The sequence below is a fragment of the Leptotrichia trevisanii DSM 22070 genome (assembly GCF_000482505.1).
Taxonomy (GTDB): Bacteria; Fusobacteriota; Fusobacteriia; order Fusobacteriales; family Leptotrichiaceae; genus Leptotrichia; species Leptotrichia trevisanii.
This window is the reverse complement of record NZ_AXVL01000068.1, coordinates 1-4,333: the sequence shown is the minus strand read 5'-3', so window position 1 is coordinate 4,333 and position 4,333 is coordinate 1. Positions and strand designations below refer to the sequence as shown.

The window sequence follows — 4,333 nt, the reverse complement described above, 5'->3', positions numbered from 1 at the left end:
AGGAGGAATAATGACAATAAGAGAACAGCTTGAAGCTGAAATGGATCAAGAAGAAATTAAGGAAATGGAGGAAAATAGCATTGATGACAACAAAGGATATGATGAAATGGATGATTTTGATACTGACATCAATTTGGATTCAGATTGAAGTAATTAGAGTTAAAGGGCATTGGATAGCAGGAGGCAATGTGGTATTTCCGTTTTTGGTGGCTATGCTGATGTGGTGGTGTCCTAGAATAATTAAGGATTTTAAAGGAGGATTATGGAATACAAAGAAATAAGTTATAAGAATGAAGATGAATGGCACAGCATAAGGCGAAAGCACATTGGAGGAAGCGATGTGAGTGTCATAATGGGTTATAATGAATACAAAAATCCCGTAACTTTATGGGAAGAAAAAACAGGTAGACGTAAACAGGAAGATTTAAGCAACAACGAGGCAATACAACGTGGCAAATTGAGTGAAAATCTACTTATAGAACACTTCAAAATCAATAACCCCGGTTATACTGTGAGTAAACTTGAAAAAACGCTTGAGAGCCTTAAATTCAGTTTTATGAGTGCCAATCTTGACGGAACACTAAAAAATGAAATAGGAGAAATGGGAGTTCTGGAAATTAAGACGGCAACGTGCCATTCATATCAAATTTACAAAGATAAATGGCAAAACGATATTCCAATTGAGTATTATCTGCAAATCCAGCATTATCTGTATGTAACTGGATGGAAATATGCGATATTGTATGCTGATATAAAATTAGCTTTTGCAGATAATAAACACGAAATTAAGCAATATTTCATTGAACGTGACGAAGAAGATATTGAGTTGATAAAGCAAAAAGAAATTGAATTTAACAGTTTCATAGTCAATGACATTAAACCGCCGTTGACAATAAAATTAGCAGTATAGGAGGATAAGATGAGTGAAACACAAACATTGGAATTGGTAATTAAAAAAATTACTCCAGCACAAGTTGAAAGTAATATTGAACAGCTGGATACATATATGTCAAATGTTACAGAGCATTACAAAAATTGGATTGTAACAGAGGATAGCTTAAAAGAAGCCGCAACAGAAAGAACAAAATTAAATAAACTTGAAAAAAATCTTGCTGAATTTAGAAAAAGAGTTCAGGAAGAAGGACTAAAAGATATTAACGCTTTTATTCAAAAATTAAAAGATTCGGAAAAAGAAGTAAAAACATTGTTAAATAACATCAAAACACAGATTGATGAATTTGAAGAAAAACAACGGGAAGAAAAACAAAAAGAAATACAGAAAAAAATTAACGGAATGTTCGTAACAAATGAAAATTTAAAACAGTTCGTTGTGCAGAATCCGAAATGGAAAAATAAAACTTTTACTATAAATAAAATAGAATCTGAATTATCCGAGCAACTAGAAAATTTGGTAAACAAGAAGCAGTTTATCGAAAACGAATTAGAAAAAGCTAATAAGGGAATTGAATTTAAAATAGTTTTTGAAGCTGTACAATTTTTAATGAACTCAGAATATTCAGAAATAGTTAAGGAGATCGAGAAAAAGAGAAACGAAACTAAAAAAACTGAGGAAAATTTAAGACAGAAAGCCGAAGAAGAAAAACAAAGAGAATTGGCTGAACTTGAAGCAAAAAAAGAACGAGAAAAAGAAGAAGCAATTAGGGCTGCACAACAACAAAACAATGAAGTCGAAAAAACTAGGAAAACAGTCGTAAACGGTAAGTATTACGATATTACGTTAAGATTTCCAAAAGCTCCAAGCCAATTTCTGAAAGACTTTAAAAAATTGGTGGATAGTTACGGATTGGAATATATAAAAATAGAAAGCAAACAAATTTAGGAGGATATAAAAATGGGAAGACTGGGAAATGAAGAAAACAAAAAACAAAACAAATTAATGACGTTTACAGTAGGAAACGAGGAAGTAAAATTAAGTCCTGCAATTGTAAAAAATTATTTAGTTAACGGAAACGGAAATATTACGGATCAAGAAATCAATTATTTTATGCACTTGTGTAGAGCAAGAAAACTAAATCCTTTTGTAAAAGAAGTGTATTTAATAAAATACGGAACTCAACCAGCCGCAATGGTTGTATCAAGAGACGCATTAGAAAAAAGAGCAATCAAGCATAAGGACTACAACGGTAAAAAGACAGGGCTATGGATTTTAAAAAAAGATACAGGGGAATTAGAAAAAAGAGATGGAACAATTTATGTTAAAAGCAAAGAGGAAATAATTGGTGCTTGGTGTACAGTTTACCGAAAAAACTGGGAAAATCCAGTAACAGTAGAAGTGAATTTTGATGAATACGTGCAAAAGAAAAGTGATGGGAAACCTAATACAAATTGGGAAAATAAACCAGTCACAATGATAACCAAAGTCGCAAAGGCTCAAGCGTTAAGAGAAGCGTTTATTGAAGACCTTGACGGAATGTATGAAGCAGAGGAAATAGGCGTAAATGAAAGCGAATTAGACAATACACCTATTCAAGTGAATGAAAACGAAACTTACAACAAAGATGACATTGAGGAAGCAGTTGAAGTTACGGAAGATGAAGAAGATGACGGAAATCCATTTGAATAAAAAGCAAGGGTTAGTTGAGGGTACTTTTTGTAACAAAACAGGAGGATTAAAATGAGTTGGAAATGTAAAAAATGTGGGAGCGATGAACATATAACAGTTATAGAAACAATAAATTATCATAATTGTAAATTAGATAAGGACGAAGAAATAAAAAACCACTCTAGCGAAACAACAGACAGAGGCTACTGGTGTGAAAATTGTAATAATGAAGCTGGATTTTTGGAAGATTTGGCGGATTGGAGGAACGAATAATGAGAGAAATAAAATTTAGAGCGTATCATAAAGAAAGAAAAGAAATATAAGACGAAAGTTTTAGCAGTCCAACTTTTGAAGAGACTGCTAAGCATGTTTTAAAAGAATGCGTTATATCTAGCTATATTAATATGACAAAAATGGAGGAATGATGAAAATAAAGAAATATTTTTATAATGCTAATGATATTATGAAAATACTAGAAATAAGTTTAAGCCAAGCATACAAAGTAATTAGGGAGTTAAATGAGGAATTAAAGCAAAAAGGGATACGTGTGCAACGTGGAAAAGTGGCGATTGAATATTTTAACGAACGCTACAAAATTGCTTAGGAGGTATTCGTATGTCCGTTTACAAAGAAAAGAATGATAAAAAATGGAAAGTTGAAATAAGAACAGTTGATTCAACAGGAAAAGCAATTAGAAAAAGAAAAAGTGGTTTTAATACAAAAAAAGAAGCAATATTGTGGGAACAAGAATTTTTAAATAAACTTGCTTCAAATTCAAATATAACATTTAAAACTATGTGGGAAATTTACTTGGAAGATTGTAGATTAAAAGTAAAAGACAGTACAATTATTAGAAAAATACAGTTAATGAATAATTATATACTTCCTATTTTCGGAAATATTTTGATGAACGAGATAAATACCAACCACATCAGGAACTTTCAAAATGAACTTCTAGAAAAAAAACTTTCAAAAAATACTCTTAGAATTATTGAAAGCCAAGCGAAATGTGTATTTAATTTTGCAGTAAAATATTACAATCTTGAATCTAATCCTATGTCTAAAGTAAAGACAATTGGTTCAAGAAAAAATACTAGGGAATTTTCCATTTGGAGTTTGGAAGAGTTTCAAAAGTTTATATCAGTTATAGAGGATATACAGGATGTTGTGTTTTTTTCACTGCTATTCTGGACAGGTATGAGAGTTGGCGAAGCAATAGCTTTGAATATTAAAGATGTGGATTTTGAAAATAAGAAATTAAATGTTAATAAAACAGTTTCAAGGAGTTTTAATGGAGATATTATAACAAAGACAAAAACAGAGAGTAGCATTCGTAAAATTGCACTTACAGATAAAACACTTGAATTATTAAAAAAACAAATAAATAGAATTTATAAGCCAGCAAACAGCCAAAGATTGTTTGATTTTGGAAGAGGATATGCTAGAAAAAGGTTTCTTGAATATGTAGAGCTATCTAAAGTTAAAAAAATAAGAATGCACGATTTAAGGCATTCTCACGCAAGTTTTTTAATTCAAAAAGGTGTAAATATTTTAGCCATTTCCAAAAGGCTTGGACACGAGGACATCAAAATGACATTAAATACCTATGCTCACTTGTATGAAGAAGAAAATAAAAGAATGATAGATATTTTGAACAAAATTTAAAAATTTTATTCTGCCCCTTTTTTACCCCTTTTAGCAAAATAAAAAAGTTGTATAATTCTCTAAAATAAAAGGGATATTCACTTTCAATGGAATATCCCAAACATC

General features: G+C 30.8%; 8 protein-coding genes. All 8 read left to right on the top strand.

Annotated features, from left to right (window positions below):
• Positions 1 to 10: 10 nt before the first annotated feature.
• Positions 11 to 148 (top strand): hypothetical protein, encoded by a 138-nt coding sequence (locus tag K324_RS16080; protein WP_169720577.1) that lies wholly within the window; start codon positions 11 to 13, stop codon positions 146 to 148.
• A complete protein-coding gene (locus K324_RS15835) occupies positions 84 to 281 on the top strand; it encodes a hypothetical protein (protein WP_156906987.1) in 198 nt (65 codons plus the stop codon). The genes K324_RS16080 and K324_RS15835 overlap by 65 nt, the downstream gene beginning before the upstream one ends.
• A complete protein-coding gene (locus tag K324_RS14750) occupies positions 263 to 910 on the top strand; it encodes a YqaJ viral recombinase family nuclease (protein ID WP_051354437.1) in 648 nt (215 codons plus the stop codon). Before K324_RS15835 ends, K324_RS14750 begins: the two co-directional genes overlap by 19 nt.
• Before the next feature lie 9 nt (positions 911 to 919).
• Entirely contained in the window at positions 920 to 1,840 is a 921-nt protein-coding gene (locus K324_RS0109335) for a DUF1351 domain-containing protein (protein ID WP_026748892.1), read from the top strand.
• Positions 1,841 to 1,852: 12 nt separating this feature from the next.
• Positions 1,853 to 2,584 (top strand): phage recombination protein Bet, encoded by a 732-nt coding sequence (bet, locus tag K324_RS0109330; protein ID WP_026748900.1) that lies wholly within the window; start codon positions 1,853 to 1,855, stop codon positions 2,582 to 2,584.
• A 51-nt stretch (positions 2,585 to 2,635) separates the two neighbouring features.
• Positions 2,636 to 2,836, top strand: a complete 201-nt coding sequence (locus K324_RS0109325) for a hypothetical protein (protein WP_026748899.1) — start codon at positions 2,636 to 2,638, stop codon at positions 2,834 to 2,836.
• Positions 2,837 to 2,987: 151 nt separating this feature from the next.
• Positions 2,988 to 3,167 carry a helix-turn-helix domain-containing protein gene (locus K324_RS0109320; RefSeq protein ID WP_026748898.1) on the top strand — a complete coding sequence of 60 codons (180 nt, stop codon included), beginning with the start codon at positions 2,988 to 2,990 and terminating at the stop codon, positions 3,165 to 3,167.
• Positions 3,168 to 3,178: 11 nt separating this feature from the next.
• On the top strand, positions 3,179 to 4,228 hold the full coding sequence (locus K324_RS0109310) for a site-specific integrase (protein ID WP_026748897.1): 1,050 nt from the start codon (positions 3,179 to 3,181) through the stop codon (positions 4,226 to 4,228).
• Positions 4,229 to 4,333: the final 105 nt, after the last annotated feature.